At 64.3% G+C, this 19414-nt stretch carries 18 protein-coding genes and 1 tRNA gene; 8 read left to right on the plus strand and 11 right to left on the minus strand.

The features are described from left to right. Positions 1 to 31: 31 nt before the first annotated feature. Positions 32 to 1189: a ribonuclease D gene (rnd, locus tag V6N07_RS03920; protein WP_371155381.1), complete on the plus strand. Its 1158-nt coding sequence runs from the start codon at positions 32 to 34 to the stop codon at positions 1187 to 1189. A 6-nt stretch (positions 1190 to 1195) separates the two neighbouring features. Here the strand turns inward: rnd and V6N07_RS03925 are convergent, their stop codons facing one another. Further along, entirely contained in the window at positions 1196 to 1657 is a 462-nt protein-coding gene (locus V6N07_RS03925; protein ID WP_371154207.1) for an SH3 domain-containing protein, read from the minus strand. A gap of 157 nt (positions 1658 to 1814) precedes the next feature. Here V6N07_RS03925 and V6N07_RS03930 point away from each other — a divergent pair. Together V6N07_RS03930 and V6N07_RS03935 are read left to right on the plus strand one after the other, a co-directional pair. Continuing rightward, positions 1815 to 1888: transfer RNA gene (locus V6N07_RS03930), tRNA-Gly, on the plus strand. A 44-nt stretch (positions 1889 to 1932) separates the two neighbouring features. Continuing rightward, positions 1933 to 2415, plus strand: a complete 483-nt coding sequence (locus V6N07_RS03935; protein ID WP_371154209.1) for an acyl-CoA thioesterase — start codon at positions 1933 to 1935, stop codon at positions 2413 to 2415. 25 nt (positions 2416 to 2440) lie between these two features. On the opposite strand, the gene pgi is transcribed toward V6N07_RS03935, so the two are convergent. The 4 genes from pgi to V6N07_RS03955 all read right to left on the minus strand — a co-directional run bounded on the left by pgi (position 2441) and on the right by V6N07_RS03955 (position 7421). Next, positions 2441 to 4033, minus strand: a complete 1593-nt coding sequence (pgi, locus tag V6N07_RS03940) for a glucose-6-phosphate isomerase (RefSeq protein WP_371154211.1) — start codon at positions 4031 to 4033, stop codon at positions 2441 to 2443. A gap of 42 nt (positions 4034 to 4075) precedes the next feature. Further along, positions 4076 to 4747: a 6-phosphogluconolactonase gene (pgl, locus tag V6N07_RS03945; protein ID WP_371154213.1), complete on the minus strand. Its 672-nt coding sequence runs from the start codon at positions 4745 to 4747 to the stop codon at positions 4076 to 4078. Positions 4748 to 4751: 4 nt separating this feature from the next. After that, entirely contained in the window at positions 4752 to 6206 is a 1455-nt protein-coding gene (zwf, locus tag V6N07_RS03950) for a glucose-6-phosphate dehydrogenase (protein WP_371154215.1), read from the minus strand. Positions 6207 to 6269: 63 nt separating this feature from the next. Beyond that, complete coding sequence (locus V6N07_RS03955; RefSeq protein ID WP_371154216.1) at positions 6270 to 7421, minus strand: anhydro-N-acetylmuramic acid kinase; 1152 nt, start codon at positions 7419 to 7421, stop codon at positions 6270 to 6272. A 64-nt stretch (positions 7422 to 7485) separates the two neighbouring features. On the opposite strand from V6N07_RS03955, the gene tyrS reads away from it, so the two are divergent. Together tyrS and V6N07_RS03965 are read left to right on the plus strand one after the other, a co-directional pair. After that, positions 7486 to 8739, plus strand: coding sequence for a tyrosine--tRNA ligase (gene tyrS / locus V6N07_RS03960; protein ID WP_371154218.1), 1254 nt, complete (start codon positions 7486 to 7488; stop codon positions 8737 to 8739). A gap of 82 nt (positions 8740 to 8821) precedes the next feature. Further along, the gene (locus V6N07_RS03965) at positions 8822 to 9055 is read left to right on the plus strand and encodes a hypothetical protein (RefSeq protein WP_371154220.1); all 234 of its coding nucleotides are present in this window, start codon (positions 8822 to 8824) and stop codon (positions 9053 to 9055) included. A 91-nt stretch (positions 9056 to 9146) separates the two neighbouring features. Here the strand turns inward: V6N07_RS03965 and V6N07_RS03970 are convergent, their stop codons facing one another. The 6 genes from V6N07_RS03970 to V6N07_RS03995 form a co-directional block, all read right to left on the minus strand. Further along, positions 9147 to 9698, minus strand: coding sequence for a peptidylprolyl isomerase (locus V6N07_RS03970; RefSeq protein WP_371154222.1), 552 nt, complete (start codon positions 9696 to 9698; stop codon positions 9147 to 9149). Continuing rightward, positions 9691 to 10191, minus strand: a complete 501-nt coding sequence (locus V6N07_RS03975) for a peptidylprolyl isomerase (protein ID WP_371154224.1) — start codon at positions 10189 to 10191, stop codon at positions 9691 to 9693. The genes V6N07_RS03970 and V6N07_RS03975 overlap by 8 nt, the downstream gene beginning before the upstream one ends. A 78-nt stretch (positions 10192 to 10269) precedes the next feature. Beyond that, entirely contained in the window at positions 10270 to 10980 is a 711-nt protein-coding gene (locus V6N07_RS03980) for a DUF533 domain-containing protein (RefSeq protein ID WP_371154226.1), read from the minus strand. 175 nt (positions 10981 to 11155) lie between these two features. Next, positions 11156 to 13507, minus strand: coding sequence for a TRAP transporter large permease subunit (locus tag V6N07_RS03985; protein WP_371154228.1), 2352 nt, complete (start codon positions 13505 to 13507; stop codon positions 11156 to 11158). A 120-nt stretch (positions 13508 to 13627) separates the two neighbouring features. After that, positions 13628 to 14545, minus strand: a complete 918-nt coding sequence (locus V6N07_RS03990) for a TRAP transporter small permease subunit (protein WP_371154229.1) — start codon at positions 14543 to 14545, stop codon at positions 13628 to 13630. A gap of 93 nt (positions 14546 to 14638) precedes the next feature. Beyond that, the gene (locus V6N07_RS03995; protein WP_371154230.1) at positions 14639 to 15724 is read right to left on the minus strand and encodes a TRAP transporter substrate-binding protein; all 1086 of its coding nucleotides are present in this window, start codon (positions 15722 to 15724) and stop codon (positions 14639 to 14641) included. Positions 15725 to 15871: 147 nt separating this feature from the next. Here V6N07_RS03995 and V6N07_RS04000 point away from each other — a divergent pair, with 147 nt between their 5' ends. The 3 genes from V6N07_RS04000 to V6N07_RS04010 all read left to right on the plus strand — a co-directional run bounded on the left by V6N07_RS04000 (position 15872) and on the right by V6N07_RS04010 (position 19341). Beyond that, positions 15872 to 16042 carry a hypothetical protein gene (locus V6N07_RS04000; RefSeq protein ID WP_371154232.1) on the plus strand — a complete coding sequence of 57 codons (171 nt, stop codon included), beginning with the start codon at positions 15872 to 15874 and terminating at the stop codon, positions 16040 to 16042. A 9-nt stretch (positions 16043 to 16051) separates the two neighbouring features. Further along, positions 16052 to 17428 carry a cache domain-containing protein gene (locus tag V6N07_RS04005; protein ID WP_371154233.1) on the plus strand — a complete coding sequence of 459 codons (1377 nt, stop codon included), beginning with the start codon at positions 16052 to 16054 and terminating at the stop codon, positions 17426 to 17428. A gap of 164 nt (positions 17429 to 17592) precedes the next feature. After that, entirely contained in the window at positions 17593 to 19341 is a 1749-nt protein-coding gene (locus tag V6N07_RS04010; protein ID WP_371154235.1) for a hypothetical protein, read from the plus strand. Positions 19342 to 19414 lie beyond the last annotated feature (73 nt).

Below are 19414 nucleotides of genomic sequence, written 5' to 3' on the forward strand. Positions count from 1 at the left end.
CAGTCGAGAGGGCACGCCAATTTCCGCCGAGATCAGAACACTCCTGACCACCGAAGCGCTTGCCGCGTTTTGTGAGCAGGCCGCAAAAGCCCCCTACGTCACTGTCGATACAGAGTTCCTGCGCGAACGGACGTATTACTCCAAACTCTGCCTCGTTCAGCTGGCCTATCCCGGCGACGGCAAGACGGATGCGGTCCTCGTGGACCCATTGGTCGAAGGGATCGACCTTGCCCCGCTTTACGACCTGTTTCGCGATGAAGGCGTGGTCAAGGTATTCCACGCCGCCCGTCAGGATCTGGAGATCTTCGCAATCGAAGGCGACGTGATCCCGAGCCCCCTGTTCGACACGCAAGTGGCCGCGATGGTCTGCGGTTTCGGCGAACAGGTCGGCTACGAGACCTTGGTGCGCAAGGTTGCGCGCGCCTCCGTCGACAAATCGAGCCGCTTTACCGACTGGTCACGCCGCCCCCTGTCCGATGCGCAGAAAAGCTATGCCCTCGCGGACGTGACGCATCTGCGCACGATCTATGAACATCTCTCGGCGGAGCTTCAGAAATCCGGCCGCACCCCTTGGGTGGAGGAAGAGCTGGACGTCCTGCGCGACCCTGCCACCTACCGGGTCGAACCACGCGATGCCTATTTGCGCCTGAAGACGCGCAACCCCTCGCCGCGCTATCTGGCCATTGCCCGCGAACTTGCCGCCTTCCGCGAGGACTACGCACAGACGCACAACGTCCCCCGTACCCGTGTCTTCAAGGACGATGCCCTTCTGGAGCTGGTCGCAAACAAGCCCAAGGACATCAACGAGCTTGGCAAGGCCCGCCTCCTTCTGCGCGAGGCGCGGCGGGGCGCGATTGCCGAGGGCATCCTCAAGGCCGTGGCCGACGGGCTGGCGGTGGATCGTGACGGACTGCCAACGCCGCCGAAACAGAAATCGCGGGATCAGATCAACGGCGCGCTTGCCGACCTGCTGCGCGTGCTTCTGAAGGCCAAGGCCGAACAGGCAGGGGTCGCCCAGAAACTGATCGCCACCGCCTCCGATCTCGACGATATCGCCGCCGGTGCGCGCACGGGCGATTGGGTCAAGGGATGGCGCGGCGAGGTGTTCGGCACCGATGCCCTGCGCCTGTGCAACGGTCAGATCGCGCTGGCCTGCAAGGGTCAGGACGTCAGGATCGTGCCACTCTAGGCGCGATCATTCCGTCACATAGGCATCGTAGGCCCAGCCCATCGCCCCCGAAACATGCCGGACGTGCATCCAGCGTCCGCGCCGCTCCAACAGGTCGAGCCGGTCGCCGGGATACATCCGGCGCAGGATGCGGTGGTCCGTTCCGGGGCCCGCCCGCAGGTTCAGGTACCCGTCATTGGTCAGGGCCACGAACAGCGGCCCCGCCGCCGCGCGCGGTGCGCGTTCTAGGTATTTCAGCGAAGCCCAGCCGCGGTCCCCCGACGGCAGACGCACCTTCGCCCAGGAGCCGATCTCTTCTTCCACATCGACGCGATCACCGGGCGACAGCCGTCGCAGGATGTCGAACCGTGTTCCCGGACCGGACCGCAGATTCAGGTATCCGTCATTCGTCTGTGCCACGAACAGCGTCTGAGCCGCCGCAGCAAGCGGTGACAGCAGCAGCAACACTAGCAGGGTGGCAAGGCGCATCGGATCCTCCAACATGTTCGGAATGGCCGCAGGGTGCCGTGCCCTTTCCCTGCAATCAAGCCCCGAACACACACGGCCGCGGATCGTCGCGGGGGCTTGCGGTTCGGTCACACGCGATTTAGATGATTGGACGTTGGACGACCTTCGGGTCGAACAGGCGGGTATGGTGAAAAGGTATCACGGCAGCTTCCCAAGCTTTAGTTACGGGTTCAATTCCCGTTACCCGCTCCAACGAAAACAACACCTTCCGACACGACGTTAAGATGGACGCGCCGATGACCCTGCCCTTGCTGTCACCCCTGCAAGGCGCGGCACTGCGCGACGCGGGCGTACCGCCGCCCTTTGCCTTCGGACAGGCGGACAAGGTTCGCTTTCATGAACTTGACGTCCTCGACCACGTCAACAACGCCCGCTACTTCAGCTGGTTCGAGACCTTCCGCATCGCGTATCTGCGTCACGGCGGCCTTGCGGATTATGCGGAAACGGCCGAACGGCCCGTCCTTGTGCTCAAATCGGTCGGGGTCGACTACAAGGCGCCTTTGCACCTGGAAGACACTTATGTCGTCGCTGGCCGCACGCGCGCCTACAGGCGCACGTCGTTCACGATGGAATACGGTGTCTGGTCCGATGGCAGGCTCTGTGCGACGTCACAGGCGATCATCTGCCTGATGGAGGCGGATTTCGTCACGCGGCGCGCCCTGCCCCGATCCTATATCGATCTGTTTCAGACGCAGGACGGCGCCACCTTCGAAGGATGACGCCGCCACTGCAACACGCAGAGGTTTAGCGCCCGCGCCACGTCAGCAGGCGCGACAGCAACGTGCGCGTAGACGCATCCTTGCCCGATGCATCTGCCCCGTCGACAAGCGGGCCGAGGGACGTCGCCAGCTCCTTGCCAAGTTCCACCCCCCATTGATCGAAGCTGTTGATGCCCAGCATCACACCTTCGACGAAGACGCGATGCTCGTACAAAGCGACGATTCCGCCCAGAACCTCGGGCGTCAGCTTGGGGTAGACAAGCGTCGTGGACGGTCGATTGCCCTCGAACACGCGATGCGCAGCCTGACGCTCCAACTCCGCGCCCTCGAACTTGTCCGCAACCTTGGCGCGCGCCTCATCGAGGCTCCGGCCTTTCAGCAAGGCTTCGGATTGGGCAAGGCAATTGGCGATCAGCAGACGGTGATGGTGGTCGAGGTTCGGCTCGTGTCCTTCGGCCGCAACCATGAATTCGCACGGCACCGGCGTCCGCCCCTGATGGATCAGCTGATAGAAGGCATGCTGGCCATTCGTCCCCGGCTCCCCCCAGACGACCGGCCCGGCAGGCCCGGGCAGCGTCTCGCCGGACATCGTGACGCCCTTGCCGTTCGATTCCATCTCAAGCTGCTGCAGATAGGCAGGCAGGCGCGCCAAGCGGTTGTCATAAGGCAGCACCGCACGGGTCGGATAGCCACAGACCTGATGGTTCCAGATCCCGATCAGGGCCAGCAATACGGGCAGGTTGCGTTCCAGCGGCGCGCTGCGGAAATGGTCGTCCATGTCGCGTGCGCCGCGCAGAAAGGCGTCGAAGTTCGCCGCCCCGATCGCCAGCATGAGCGACAGGCCGATCGGCCCCCACACGGAATAGCGCCCGCCGACCCAATCCTCGAACCCGAAGACGCGGGATGGATCGATACCGAAGGCCGATGTCTTGTCGAGGGCCGTCGAAAGCGCCGCGAACTGCGCGGTCGGGTCATCCACCTTTTCCGCCATCCACGCCCGAACCGTTTCGGCGTTGGTCAGCGTCTCGATGGTCGTGAACGTCTTGGATGCCACGATGACGAGTGTGGTCGCCGGGTCCAGATCACGCGCCGTATCGGCCCAATCCGCGCCGTCGACATTCGACACGAAATGGCACCGTGGCCCATCGTGATAGGGGGCAAGGGCGAGTGTCGCCATGGCTGGCCCCAGATCGCTGCCGCCGATCCCGATGTTGACGACATCGGTGATCCGTCCGCCCTGCCCCTGAAAGGTGCCGGTGCGGACATCGCCTGCAAAGGCGCGCATGCGGGCCAAGGTGTCCTGAACGCCCGGCATGACGTCCTGACCGTCGACCGTTACAGGACGTTCGCCCCGCAACGCCGTATGCAGAACCGCGCGACCTTCGGTTTCGTTGATGGCGGTTCCGTCGAACATCGCGTCCCGCCGCGCGGGCACGTCGGACGCCATTTCCAGCAGGGTATCCAGACCTTCAGAGGTCAGGGATGTCTTGGACATATCGAACAGAAATGGCCCGTTCTCGACCTGCATGCGGGCGGTCCTGCTGTCGTCCTGCAACAATTCGGCAATACGCGCGCCGCGCTTGGCCTTCAGTGACCCGACCCCTGCCCAGAAATCCATCGCCGTCTCCTTCATGTCGTCAAACCTGATCGGGTGGCCCCGTCAGGCGGCCCAGTGCACTGTAGCGGTCTTGAGGAAAGCCGCAATCGGCGCCTCCATCGGATCAAGCTCCAACGCGCGATCCAGAACCTTGCGCTTGGCGTCGCCCATGATCAGGACATGGGTTTCCATCGCCGTTGCCAGCACGCGACGCGACAGGGTCACGCGCGGCTCGCCGGCGCCTTCGGCCCGCATGGCAAGCAACGTCGGAGCGTCCGGCGCCATGGCCTCCTGCAGGCGGTCCGCGCCGGGGAACAGGCTTGCCGTATGCATGTCATCGCCCATGCCAAGCAGCAGCAGCGAGATCGGAAGCTCTTTGTCGAAGGCGGGGGCCAGCGCGGGGATTCCATCCTCGGGCGTCGGCGCATCGTTGACCAGCGGCACATGGACGGCCGAGGCCGCACGATCCGTCAGCAGGGTCTGCTTGATCAGCGTGGTGTTCGACCTCGGATGCCCCTCGGGGACCCAGCGTTCATCGTTCAGAAAGACATGCACCCGCGACCAGTCGAGGGCCACGCCGGACAGGGCCGAAAAGGTTTCCCCGGGGGACGAGCCGCCGGGGACGCAGAAACTGGCGTGATCATGAACCATAAGACAGTTCTTGAGCACGGATGCCAAGGTGTCGGCCAACGACATCGCAAGCATTTCGCGGTCGGGGTAGGTTATCAGTTCCATCGGATCATTCCTCCGTCAGATCGCGCCAGCGGCGGCCGTCGCGGTGCATCAGGGCGAGCGCTTCCTCCGGGCCGGAAGTGCCTTGTGCATATTTGTAAGGCTGCGCGCGACGCTCGACCCAGCCTTTGATGATCGGATCGGTCCAGGCCCAGGCCGCCTCGACCTCGTCACCGCGCATGAACAGGGTCTGGTTGCCGCGGATGACGTCCATGATCAGACGCTCGTAGGCATCCGGAATTTCCTCGCCGTCGGGGCCAAGGGCGTCGGCGAATGTCATGTCGAGCGGGACGTTGACCAGACGCATGCCACCGGGGCCCGGCTCCTTGATCGTCATCGACAGATCCATGCCCTCATCGGGTTGCAGGCGGATCGTCAGGGCGTTGGCGGGCACGTGGCCCTCACGCTCGAAGATCGAGTGCGGGGTTTCCTTGAACTGGACGACGATCTCGGACAGGCGACGGCTCATCCGCTTGCCCGTTCGTAGATAGAAAGGCACGCCTTTCCAGCGCCAGTTCGAGATGCCGACCTTCAGTGCAATGAAGCTTTCGGTGCGGCTTTCGGGATTTTCCGCATGCTCGACATAGGATGCCTGCTCTCCGGCCTTGTACTGACCGCGCACGATATCGGACGGCGCCATCGGGTCGAGGGCGTGAATCACCTTGAGCTTTTCATCGCGCAGCATGTCCGGCTCGAACCGGGTCGGCGGCTCCATCGCGGTCAGGCACAGAAGCTGCATCAGGTGGTTCTGCACCATGTCCCGCATCGCGCCCGACTTGTCGTAGTAGGCACCGCGACCTTCGACGCCGACCGTTTCGGCAACCGTGATCTGTACGTGGTCGATATAGCGCTCGTTCCAGAGGGGTTCGAACAGGACGTTTGCAAAGCGCACGGCCATCAGGTTCTGAACCGTTTCCTTCCCGAGGAAGTGGTCGATGCGATAGACCTGATGCTCGTCGAAACTGGCGGCCAGATCCGCGTTCAGCTGCTTGGCCGTGGCAAGATCCGTTCCGAACGGCTTTTCCACGACGAGGCGGCTGTCCTCGCAGGCGATGCCGTGCCCCCGCAGACGTTCGGCCAGGGCACCGAACAGGCTGGGCGCGACGGAGAAGTAGAAGGCCTTGACGACGCCGTCGCGCATCATGCCCTTCAGTTGCGACCAACCGGCATCGCCCGTCGCGTCGATGGTGATGTAATGACACTGTGCAAGGAAGGCATCGATGGTGTCGGCGTCCCGCTTTCCCTTGCTGACGAATTCCTTCAGCGCCTTGGACACGAGATCCCGGAACCCCTGGTCATCCATCTCGGAACGGGCGGCGCCGATGATCCGGGCATCTTCCGGCATCTGACCGGCAAGGAACCTGCGGTAGAGCGATGGCAGGATCTTGCGTGCCGCAAGATCGCCCGTTGCGCCGAACAACACGAGATCGAAGCAATCGACGGGAATCGTTCTGGATACCATTTCCGGTCCTTCCACTGCTGTTTGTCGCCAACGCCTGCGCGTCGGCCTGCGCCTGTGTTAGCGCTAACGCTGGTTCTTTACGCCGCGCCGCCCAGCCTGTCTAGCATTCGCAAACAGGGTATCGGCGACACCATTCGGAACCGACACCTGCCCGCCTCCGACGCGTGCCGCAACACCCGTCGTGCCCGGAAAGGATGTCGGCAATCCCCGGCGCACGCGCACCGCCAGATAGGCGAAGGCCTGCGCCTCCAACATGTCGCCGTCGAGGCCCACGGCCTCCACGGCTTCGACATGACAGGGCAAGGCCGCAGTCAGGGCCTGCATGATCACGGGGTTGTGGCGACCGCCCCCGGTGACCAGCAGGCGATCGGGCATCGTGGGCGCCTGACCAAGGCCATGGGCAACGCTGGCGGCAATGACGGCGACCCAGGTGGCGGCGGCGTGACTGGGCGGCAATGCGTCGATCGCGGCCCCCGCCCGGACGAATTCGTCCCGGTCCAGCGACTTGGGCGGCATGCGGTAGAAATAGGGATGCCGCATCAGGTCCGCGACCAGATCGGCATGAACCTCGCCCTCGGCGGCCAGCATTCCACCCTCGTCGAAGGGCTGTCCCAGCCAATCCATGCACAGGTCGTTGATGGGCGCATTGGCGGGCCCGGTATCGAACGCCAGCAGGGCATCCGGATCCTCGGGGTCGCGGGTCGGATCCGCCCATGTCAGGTTTCCCACCCCTCCGAGGTTCAGGAAAGCCACCGGGGCCTTTGCGCCGATCCAGCGGGCGCAGGCGTGGTGAAAGACGGGGGCCAACGGTGCGCCTTCGCCCCCGAGGGCCACGTCGGACGTACGAAAATCCCACACCACCGGCGTTTGCAGAACCTCTGCCAACAGCGCGCCATCCCCGGTCTGATGGGTGCGCCGGTTCGCCGGGTCATGGGCAAGCGTCTGTCCGTGAAAGCCCACGACATCCGCCCTTTCAAAGCGGGACAGCAGGCGCGCATGGACGGTTTCGACGATCTCGGCGGCCTCGGCCACACCCGCGTCGCCCTGCCAGCGGCCAAGGGCTGCGCGGATCGTCGCGCGCTCGGCCTGCGTATAGGCGCGATAGGCGGTCTCCCCGAACCGCGTGATGGTTTTGCCATCGGTCCAGAGTTCGGCGGCATCCACCCCGTCCAACGATGTTCCAGACATCGCACCCAATGCGCGGATCGCGTCCATGTCCCTTTTCCTTCCGCTGCCCACCCGCTAAGGCGGTTGCGCTGATAGATGGACCGGAAAACCCATGACCTACCACCCCAAATCCGAATTCCTGACCGTGATGATCGAGCGAGGGTTCCTTGCCGACTGTACCGATTATCAGGGCCTCGACGAAGCCCTGATCGCGGGTGTGGTGCCAGCCTATATCGGCTTCGACGCCACGGCGACATCGCTGCATGTTGGCGGTCTGATACAGATCATGATGCTGCGCTGGTTGCAAAAGACCGGGGGCAAGCCCATCGTCCTGATGGGCGGGGGCACGACGAAGGTCGGTGACCCGTCGTTCCGCGCCGATGAACGGCCCCTTCTGACACCTGAACAGATCGACGCGAATATCGCGGGGATCAAGGCCGTATTCACTGCCTACGTAGACTTCGGCGACGGCCCGACGGACGCGATCATGTCCAACAACGCGGAATGGCTGGACGATCTGAACTATCTCGACTTCTTGCGAGATGTCGGACGGCATTTCAGCGTCAACCGGATGTTGTCCTTCGAAAGCGTGAAGTCCCGCCTCGACCGCGAACAATCGCTTTCGTTCCTGGAATTCAACTACATGATCCTGCAGGCCTATGACTTCATGGAACTGCACCGCCGCCACGGTTGCCTGTTGCAGATGGGCGGGTCGGACCAATGGGGCAACATCGTCAACGGCATCGACCTGACGCGCCGCATTCTTGACGATCAGGTGTTCGGCCTGACCTCGCCCCTGTTGACCACGTCCGATGGCAAGAAGATGGGCAAATCCGTCTCGGGTGCGGTCTGGCTGAATGCCGACATGCTGTCGCCCTACGAGTTCTGGCAATTCTGGCGGAATACGACCGATGCAGACGTCGGACGCTTTCTCAAGCTCTACACCGAACTGCCGGTGGAGGAATGCGACCGCCTCGGTGCGCTCGAAGGGTCGCAGATCAACGACGCCAAGATCCGTCTCGCGAACGAGGTGACGACCCTTCTGCACGGCGCGGATGCCGCCGCCGCAGCCGAGGCAACCGCCCGCGAGGTGTTCGAACGGGGTGGCGCCGGCGAGGATCTGCCGACCGTGACCGTCTCCGCCGAGGAAGCGGCAGGTGGCCTGAGCATCGTGCAGTTGATCGTGCGCAGCGGCCTTGCCAAGTCCGGCAAGGAAGCCAAGCGTCTGATCGCGGAAGGTGGCGCGCGCATGGATGACGCGGCACTGACCGACGCGGGTCTGGTCCTGCAGGCCGATGCCCTTGCAACGCCGGTCAAACTGTCTGCGGGTCGCAAACGGCACGCTCTGGTCAAGCTGGCAGACTGACGGGATTGGGCCGCGGGCGGAACAAATCGCCCGCGGCCTGCGTTGTCTGATCAACCACGCAACCAATCCCAGGAGGTCCGCCATGAGCGCCCCCGACACCAATCTAGACCGCCAGAAGAAACGTCACGCAGGCCCGCTTATCGGGATCGGCGCGGGCGTCATCTTCGCGATCATCCTGATCTTTGCCTACGTCACCTATCTTGCCGAACCTGCCGGCGAAGGTGAGGCAGACGTCGTCGAAAGCCCTGAAGTGGCCGCGCCGACCACGTCCGAAACTGCGCCGACCGCCGGGATCGAAGAAGCCCCGACCGAGTAACGGAAACGCGCTGCAACGCGTTGGCCGATATGAAAAAAGGCGCGAGGAAAGATCCTCGCGCCTTTTCGTATTCCGACGTGCCGTCGGGGCGTTATTCCACGACGCGGACGTCTTCCATCAGGTCGGGCGCACCGACGACCGATCCGTTGCGACCGGTGCCGCGCTTGATGGCATCCAGCACATCCAGACCATCGGTGACCCGGCCAACGACCGTGTACTGACCGTCGAGGTGCGGCGCGGGCGAGAACATGATGAAGAACTGGCTGTTGGCCGAGTTCGGGTCCGAGGACCGGGCCATTCCAACGACGCCACGGTCGAACGAAACATCCGAAAACTCGGCGGCCAGATCCGCGCGGTCACTGCCACCAGTGCCCGCAAGGGACATGTTGCCGCCAAGACGGCCATGCTGGACATCGCCGGTCTGAGCCATGAAACCGTCGATCACCCGGTGGAACACGACACCGTCATAGGCCCCGGCCTCTGCCAGCGCGGTGATCTGAGCGACATGGTTCGGCGCGACGTCCTCCAGCAGGTCGATGGAAATCGTGCCATTCGCCTCGCCCGTGACGTCGATTTCCAGCCCGGTGGCAAACACCGGGCCGGCGATCAGGGTCGCGACGGCAGCAAGGGCGGCCTTACGCATCGGCGGCCACCTTCATCGAGATCATCTTGTCGGGGTTCGCAGGCGGCTCGCCACGGGTGATGTTGTCGACCAGATCCATTCCGGAAATAACGCGGCCATAGACCGTGTACTGGCGGTTCAGGAAGTGGTTGTCGGAGAAGTTGATGAAGAACTGGCTGTTGGCGGAATCGGGGTTCTGGCTGCGCGCGGCGCCAAGGGTGCCCCGATCGTGCGGCACGCCCGAGAATTCGGCCTTGAGGTCGGGCTTGGACGATCCGCCGGTGCCGGCGCGCGCGGTGTTGCCGCCTTCCTTGCCATGCTCCACATCGCCCGTCTGGGCCATGAAGCCGTCGATCACGCGGTGGAACACGACGCCATCATAGGCGCCTTCGCGGGCCAGCTCCTTGATCCGGGCACAATGACCGGGGGCCACGTCGGGCAGCAGTTCGATGGTGACGGTTCCGTCCTTCAGCTCGATCAGGATGGTGTTTTCGGGATCTTTGATATCGGCCATGGGTGGCTCCTCGTTTGTCTTCGGACGCAGAGGTAGGGCATCGCGCGGCGAAGGGAAAGCCGCGCGATGGGTCCGGCATCAGATCGGCTTGCCTGCGCTTTCGTGCAACCGGGCGACCTCGCCCGGTGCCAAGGCCAGCGCGGTGGCGAAACGGTCCAGAAAGGCCCGTTCGGCGGCGCTGTTCGGATTGATGGCGGTCAGGGCGGCGGCATAGACCTCTGCCTCGTGGCCGCGCGGGACATCCCGCGCCAGGGTTTCGGGATGGACCGGGTCCGACAGGGCGGCATCCATGACGGCGCGGTCCTCGTCGCTTTCTGCGTCGCCCATCATCTCGTCCAGAATTGCTCGTTCCTGTGCATCGATCTGTCCATCCGCACGCACGGCCTGTCCGATGGCGCGGATCATGACGGCGGCGACCGCCTCGTCCTGCGGCCCTTTTTCGGCCAGTTCCATGGCGCTGTCCTGATCCATGCCTCCGGCGGCCGTCGTGCCGCCTGCCATGGCGGCCAGACCGCCCAACAGACCCGTCATGCCCCCGGCGCCCGTTCCGGCGGTGCCTGTGCCCCCGCCGCCAAGTGCGCCCAGCATGCCGCCGATCCCACCCGATCGGCCGCCAGCGCCGGTCAGTCCGCCGAGCAGACCGCCCAGGCCACCGGACCCTCCCCCCGCGGAGGAGCGTGCGAGCGTCTCCCGGACACCCTGCAAGCCGCCCTTCCGGCGAAACGCCTCGTACCCCTTAGAGGCGGCGAAGGCCAAAGCCATCTTCATTGCGGTTCGTTTGAGCGACATGACAGGTTCCCTTGGGTTTGATTGATCGTTCGGTGTTCGATCAACGCACGAAGGGTGCGGCTGTTCCTTCGGCCCGAGGGGGCGGGTCGCCCCTCGGCGACTATCTGATACCACGATAGAAAAGGGCGCCACGAAACCGCGACGCCCCTTCGACCTTGGTCCGATGCCTGCCGTCTTACGGCAGAAGGTTCGGCACGATCGTCACGATGGACGGGAAGAACCACAGCAGGGCAAGACCGAAGACCTGGATCCCGACGAAGGGAATGACACCGCGATAGATGTGGCCGGTCGTCACCTCCTTCGGGGCGACACCGCGCAGGTAGAACAGCGCAAAGCCGAAGGGCGGTGTCAGGAAAGAGGTTTGCAGGTTCACGGCGATCATGATCGTCACCCATTTCGGGTCGAAGGTGCCGCCGTAGATGACGGGCCCGACGATGGGGATGACGATGTAGATGATCTCGAGGAAGTCCAACACGAAGCCGAGGATGAACAGCACCAGCATCACGATCAGGAAGACCTTCAGCTCATTATCGAAGGAGCGGAGGAAATCCTGAATGTAGTGCTCCCCCCCGAAGGAGATCAGCACGAGGTTCAGAAGCTGCGAGCCGATCAGGATGGTAAACACCATCGAGGTGACCTTGGCCGTCTCGCGCACCACGGGGCCCAGCACGCCGGTGCGGAACAGCACCCAGCAGGCGAACAGCAACCCGAGGAAGGCCGCGTGATAGGCCAGCTGCGCGATGACGTTGGCGATGACATCGGCGGTGGTCGTCGTCTCCAGCCCCTGGCGCAGGTCGAAGTTCACCCCGAACAGCAGCATGACGACCAGCGCCAGCGAGGCCAGCAGGATGAGGGAGCCGCGGCCGCCCTCCTCCTGCAGTTTGCGGTACGCGGCAAGCATGATCGCACCGCCCGCACCCAATGCCGCGGCGGGCGTCGGGTTGGTGATACCGCCGAGGATGGAGCCGAGGACGGCGACGATCAGGACCAGCGGCGGGAAGACGACGGCCAGCAGCTCGTTCTGGGCGAGCCGCGAGAATGCGGGCCACAGGCCAACGGCCGTCACGGCCAGCGGGATCGACATCAGCACGAAGGTGGTTCCCGGCGAGGTGGTCGGCGCGATCAGGATCCAGTCGATGAGGAAGGCCAGCGCAATGCCCGCCGCCCCGATGGCCAGCGGCCGCCCGTCCGCCAGCGGGTTGACGCCCCGCGCCACGGCCAGAACGAGGCCCAGCCCGAGGAACAGGATGGCGACGCCGGTGCCGATCGGGGCCGCGTTCGCGATGGCCGCCGCGCGGGAGGCGACGAGTTCATCCTCGGTCAGTTCGCGGGCAAGTTGAACGCCACCGGCATCGTTGATCGTGGCCTGCTGGCTGAGCGCCAGATCCCATGCGGCCTGACCGTGCAGGTCGATCATGGCGGCCTGACACTCGGGCGAGACATTGGTGCGCAGCGAGGCCTGGGCGCCTGTTTCCGAGAAGCTGGAGACGAGGACCGACTGGCTGCCGATCACGTCCAGCATCCCGAGGGCGATACCGCCGATGATGATGGCGGCGGGCACGGCAAGGAACCAGACCAGCGCGTCATCGCGGGAAATGATGGACCCCTTGTCGCCGTCGAGAACGACGGGCGGTGCCTTGGACGGGTTCAGAAGTGCGAAGCCGAAGGCGTAGCCGCCATAGAGAACGGCCAGCAGGATGCCGGGCAGCAGGGCCGCCTGGAACAGCGTGCCGACGGAGACGACCGCCGGTTCCCCGAGGTAGGTCAGCGCGTCGGAACAGCCGACGAGCTGCGCGCGGTTTTCCTGAGCCGTGGAATAGATGTCGCCTGCCAGCGTGCCCAGAAGGACGATCACGATGGACGGCGGGATGATCTGACCCAGCGTGCCCGACGCGGCGATGACGCCGGTGGACAGCTCGGGCGAGTATCCGTTGCGCAGCATCGTCGGCAGGGCCAGCAGGCCCATCGTCACCACGGTCGCGCCCACGATGCCGGTCGAAGCGGCGAGGAAGGCCCCCACGATCACGATGGAGACGGCCAGACCGCCGGGCAGCGGGCCGAAGACCCGCGCCATGGTGGTCAGCAGATCGTTCGCGATCTTGGAGCGTTCGAGCGTGATGCCCATCATCACGAACATCAGAACGGCCAGCAGCGTTTCGATCGAGGCGCCCGCGATCACACGTTCGTTCATGCGGTTGACGATGAAGGCGAGGTTGCGGTCGACCGCCTGTTCCCACCCTTGCGGGAACAGCGCTTCCTCGACGCGCGGCAATTCCGGGTATCGGAAGATGCTGATGGCGTCGCGGCGGACCCCTTCGGCGATCAGCTGGGCGTATTCGGCCGACCCCGTGTCGATGGCCGCGTGCAGCAGGATCCCGGCGCTGTCGAGTGCGGCGATGATGCCGAAGCTGATGACGCCGGCGCCCGCGATGGCGAAGGCCACCGGGAAACCCGACATGATCCCGCCGAACAGGCACAGGAACACGATGATCAGGCCGACTTCGACCCCGTCCAAACCGAATGGCATTCCATTTCCCCCCACGCGTCCCGCGCGTCTTCAATCGTAGGTGGTCCCCGGCCTCTGGATCGGGTGGGTGACCGGCATGTCTGTGTTGCGGACGGCGCCGATGCGCCGCCCCGTCGGCGCCTAGTGGATCTCGGCGACCCGCTCGGCGTCTTCATCCCCGAGGATGTCCTTGTCGAGGTAGCGGCCCGCGCTCATCTCGCCTTCGCGGTATTCCAGCCAGCTGCGCCAGAAGAAGGCGCAGCCCTGAAGAAAGGCGGTGGCGGCGAATAGCAGGATCAGGACCTTGAACAGGAAGTAAGCGTCGAAGCCGTTGGGGCTGAATCCGATTGTCTCGACGTTCCAGCGGGCCGCGCGCGCCTTGAGCAGCAGGCGATCCAGCTGATCGGACGCGGAAGTGGCCGGCGTAATCATGGAACGCCAGAAGAAGAACCACGAGAACAGCCAGATCAGGACCAGCGACGGGATCATGAACAGGATCGTGCCCGCCATGTCGATCGCCCGCTTGGTTCGGTGGCTGACGGCGGAATAGACGAGGTCGACGCGCACGTGCCCGCCCTGGATGAATGTCCAGGCCACGCACAGGCAGACGATCATCGCGTTGTAGAGCTTCAGTTCCTCGGAATACCACGACAGGTCGCGGGTGAACGTGGTGCCGAACGGCCCGATGCTGATCTCGGACACGCGGAAGATGCGTTGCAGGAAGACGATCATGATCTGTTGCAGCACCATGATCAGGCCGGCCCAGGCGGCAACGCGCCCGATCAGGTTCAGCGCGCCTTCGAGGCCGCGCACGATGCCCCACAGAAAGTCACGCAGGAAGTATCCGATGACCGTGATGATCAAAAAGATCGCCAGCAGCACGAAGAAGAATTCGACGGACGCGCCGTAGTAGACGAGGCGCATCAGGCTCTGCTTGTCTTCGACCGTTTCCCAACCCTGCGTCCATGCGAGCCAGCTGGACGGATTCAGGATGGCGTAGCCGAAATTGTAGAAGGCCAGCGCAAGATTGGTGAAGAACCAGGTAATGGCTTCGAGCATGGACGTCCCCCGACTGTGCCCGCGGCGGAGGCGGCGGCCCCCGGAATGCAGAAGGCCCGCCCCCGCGACGGGGGCAGGCCGGATCGTGATCGATTACCCGCGGACGCGGTCGCGCTGCGTGCGGTAGGTGCCTTCGGAGCGCGTGATCCAGTTCGACGAGGCGGACATGGACTCCATCGCCGAGTTGTGGATCTTGGCGAACAGCTCGTCACCCATGTTCTCGTCGGTGACTTCCTGGCTGGCGGCGCCCATGGCATCCCAGACGCTGTCCGGGAATTCGCGCAGCGTCACGCCACCCGACTGCAGACGCTGCAACGCGGTGCCGTTCTCGGCCAGGAACTGCGCCAGGTTCCACTGGTGCGCTTCGGCGGATGCGATCTCGATGATCTTCTGGTGCGCGGGGGACAGGTCCTCGAACACGTCGCGGTTGGTGGCGACGGACAGGCCCGCGCCCGGCTCATGGAAACCGGCGGTGTAGTAGGTCTTGGTGATTTCCTGGAAACCGGCCTTTTCGTCGGCCCAGGGACCGATCCACTCGGTGCCGTCGATCGCGCCGGAGGCCAGCGCCTGGTACACTTCCGAGCCGGGCAGGTTCTGGACCGAAGCGCCCATCTTGCCCAGCGCCTGACCACCGAGGCCGGGCATACGGAACTTGAGGCCCTGGAAATCCTCGGGACCGTTGATTTCGTTGCGGAACCAGCCACCGGCCTGTGCGCCGGTGTTGCCGCCGAGGAAGGACTTCAGGCCGAAGATCTGGCCCAGCTCGTCATGCAGCTCCATGCCGCCGGCGTGGTAGTACCAGTTGGCCAATTCCTGCGCCGTCATGCCGAAGGGCACGGCGGTGAAATAGGCATAGGCGGGGTGCTGACCGACGAAGTAGTAGTCGGCGCCGTGATACATGTCGGCCTGACCGGAGGTGACGGCGTCGAACACTTCGAACGCGCCGACCAGTTCACCGGCGGCCTTCAGGTCGACCGTCAGCGCGCCATCGGACATGGCGGTGATGCTGTCGGCGACGCGCTGGGCGCTGTCGTGCACACCGGCAAGGCCGCGGCCCCAGGTGGTGACCATGGTCAGCGTGCGGTTGCCCTGCGCGTAGGCAGGTGCGGCCAGGGCGGCCGTGGTTGCGGCGGCGCCTGCACCGATGGTGGAATTCTTCAGGAATGAACGGCGGTCCATTGTAACCCTCCCCTAGTATATCATGCGAACGCACCCTCCCGGCACGTCCAGCTGCCCTTGTCTCAAGGCGTGCGGTGACACTAGGGATTGGGGGGGCGGAGTCAAATACCGTAAAACACGTAGAGGGCCGAAACCGCGACGGTCGACTTGAGCGCTGATAGGCCCGCGATCCTGACGACAGGCGTCTGCGATCCGCCGGATCCTGTCGCCGTCGACCACCGCATGCCCCGTGCCCGTGACGACATGCGCCTCGCCCCCCCGGTCTGTCAGGCTGCCCCGGAACAGGAGGGATTGGACCTGCCGCTGTCCGTGGCCTAGGAGGACACGATGGTGCTTTCCCGCCTCTCTTATGGTCAACGCCTGCTGATCGTGGCCGCCCTGCCCCTGATCCTTGCGGTCAGCGGCATCGCCGTCCTCGTCGCCATTCAGTCGGAGCGGACGGCAACGCGAGAGATCGCGGCCCTCGAAGATGCGATGATCGAGGCCAAGCGGCGCGAATTGCGCAACTACGTCCAGCTGGCACGCACGTCCTTCATCACCATCTACGGAAACGCGGCGCCGGACGACGATGCCGCCAAATTGCGCGTGACGCAGATCCTGTCGGCCATGGTCTTTGGTCAGGATGGTTTTTTCTTCGTCTACGATTACGATGGCACCAACCTCGTGGCGCCGCGGCAGACATGGCTGATCGGGCGCGACTGGTCCGGCATGACGGACCCCGATGGCGTGCCGGTGACGGATCGCCTGATCGAGATCGCCCGGTCGGGTTCCGGCTATCACACCTATCGCTGGCGCAAGCCATCGACGGGGGTCGAGACGACCCTGATGGCCTATGTCATCGGGTTGCAGGACTGGCGCTGGGCCATCGGAACGGGTGTCTATCTCGACGATGTCCTTGCACAGGCCGCAAATGCCCGTGCGGACGTGCGCCGACAGGTGCGCGAACAGTTTCTGTGGATCGGCGCCATCGCGCTGGCCGCCCTGTTTGCCGTGTTCGCAAGTGGCATCACCATTACCGTGCGCGAGCGGCGGCTGGCGGACGCAAAGCTGAAACAGCTGACCCAGCGCGTCCTCGACACACAGGAGGAGGAGCGCGGTCGCGTCGCGCGGGAACTGCACGACAGTATCAGTCAGATTCTCGTTGGAATCCGCTATCGCCTCGAACTGGCCCGACGCCTGACCGCCAAGGGCGACCCGAAGGCGGAGTCGGCGGTCGACGGTGCCATCGACGGATTGCAGGGCGCCATCGGCGAGGTGCGACGCATCAGTCATGATCTGCGCCCCGGCGTTCTCGATGACCTCGGCCTTGGCCCGGCGCTGAAATCCCTGTGCGAGGCCTTTTCCGCGCGCACGGGCACACCCGTCCAGTTCCGGACCGTCGTTTTCCGCAACCGCCTTGATATCGAGGCGAAGACCGCGCTCTACCGCATTGCGCAGGAGGCGCTGACCAATATCGAACGCCATGCCGAAGCTTCGCATGTCTCGGTCGAGGTGTTTGGCCACACCCGTGGCGCGACCCTGCGCATCACCGACGACGGACGGGGCATATCGGGCCGAACCCAAGGTCTCGGGCTTCGGAACATGCAGGAACGGATCGAACAGATCGATGGCGCGCTGTCCATCGTCTCGGGCGATCGCAACACGGGCACGGTGATCGAGGCGACGGTGCCCTTGACCCACTTGCTGACACCCGACAGCGACTAGATCGCCAGACAGGCCCGGAACAGGCCACGCACGGGGCCTCTTGGTACACGACGTAATTTAATGAAATCCGTATGATAAAACGGGACGTTCATGTCGTTTGTCCGGGCATTGTAACGCAACAGTAAGCCACCGTCGCCTATCCCTCCGAGTATTGGAGGGACGCCATGAACCGGCTTGACGTACCGCAGATCGAAGGACCGACGATCGGACAGGCCCTGTTCGGCGGCAACTTCCTTGCCGACCGATATCCGCTGAACGGTGGCAGCGGGATCGAGGACCAGATCGCGCGTCTGGGCGTCGATGGTCTGCGCTATCCCGGCGGGTCCCTGACGGAGCGTCTGTTCGACATCCGCAATCCGGATGCGGCGCGCGTGACGGACGATGACGGCGACGCGCGGGATTTCGTTCCCCTGTCCGATTTTCTCGCCTATGCGGATGCGAACGATCACGCCGTCACGATCGTCATTCCCACACGCGACAACCTGTCCAACCGCACAGACGGCGCCGGCGACCGCTTCCCCGCCTTCGACGAGGGGGATCTGCGCGATTTCGTCCGGGACGTCGCGACCGGCATCTATGGCGATGCCGACATCGCCGCGTTCGAGATCGGCAACGAATACTGGGGATCGGGGCAGATGACGGCCGTCGAATACGGCCGGCTGTCGTCGCGTATGGCAGATATCATCGACGATGAACTGACGGCCGTTTCCATGGAAACGGGGACCGCCGTCGAGATCGACGTCATCGTTCAGGCCGGGACCAACAACGCCTATTCCAACCTGTCCGACGATTATGCGGGGCAGCCGGTCGACGATGTGATTGCCGCGCTCAACGACCGCTTCGACATGGCCTTCGACATCGAGGATCGCGGGATCGTCTTCTACGGTGGCAACATCAACTGGCGGGGCGTGAATGACGCGCTTGTCCTGCATGAATACAGCGAAGACGAGCGTGGGGCCGTCGACGGCGTGGTCACGCATTTCTACAGCAAGGAAAGCGTCTCGCCGGGGCAACGCGACTTTGGCCTGACACAGGTGCAGCGCGCATGGGGCGAGGAATTCCCCGACATCGACATCCACGTCACCGAATGGAACCAGTCCGCCTCTGACCAGAGGCTGAAGGACGATGAGGATTATGGCCTCGTACAGGCGCATGAGGTGCTGGATGCCTTCGAATCCATGGTCGCCGCAGGCGTCGATCAGGCGCATGTCTGGCCGCTGATCCAGAACACGCGCAACGCGCTGGCTCCCGATGCCGCCGATGGAGGGCTCAGCCCCACGGGCGAGTTGTTCGCGATGATGTCCGATGCCCTGCCGGGCAAGACGATGCTGGACTTCGCGCCAGACGATCCGCGCACGACCGAGGAACAGGGCGCCGCTTCGGACCTGCATGGCTTCTATGGCGGGGGGGAAATGGTTTTCTACATCGCCTCCAACGCCGACGATGTCAGGACCGTGTCATATGACCTCGCTGACATGGTGTCGGACGGCGGGACAGCCGCCGGCAGGGTGCTTGGCGTCACGAATGCCAGCGATCGGGCCTCCGTCGATGCGCGCCCGACAATCGAGAACCTTCCGGAGGAGGCGTTCTATGACGCGGGCCGCATCGTTGCGACCCTGGATGCCGGCGAGATCATGGAGGTGCGTATCACGGATTTCGTGCCGACCGATGCCTTTGCCACCGTGATGAACCGGATCGACACCAAGGACACGGCAGCACCTACCCCACCTGCGGCACCGCCACCCATCGAGGCGGAGGAGGTCGAGGATTTCCCCATCCCGACCGTCCCGGCAGAAAACCTGCCGGATGAGGAACCGGAGGATGTCGAAGCGGATGATACGGACGACATCTTCGACAGTCTGGGCTGGCTGCTGCTCCTGCTCCCCGTGCTCGCGCTTGGCGGCCTCGGCTGATCGCGCGGGGCCGAGGCAACGACTGGCGACGGCACGGTGGGGGCCTTGCAACAAACTTCGCCTGCTCTTGCCT

The sequence above is a fragment of the Jannaschia sp. 2305UL9-9 genome (assembly GCF_041403465.1).
Lineage (GTDB): Bacteria > Pseudomonadota > Alphaproteobacteria > Rhodobacterales > Rhodobacteraceae > Jannaschia.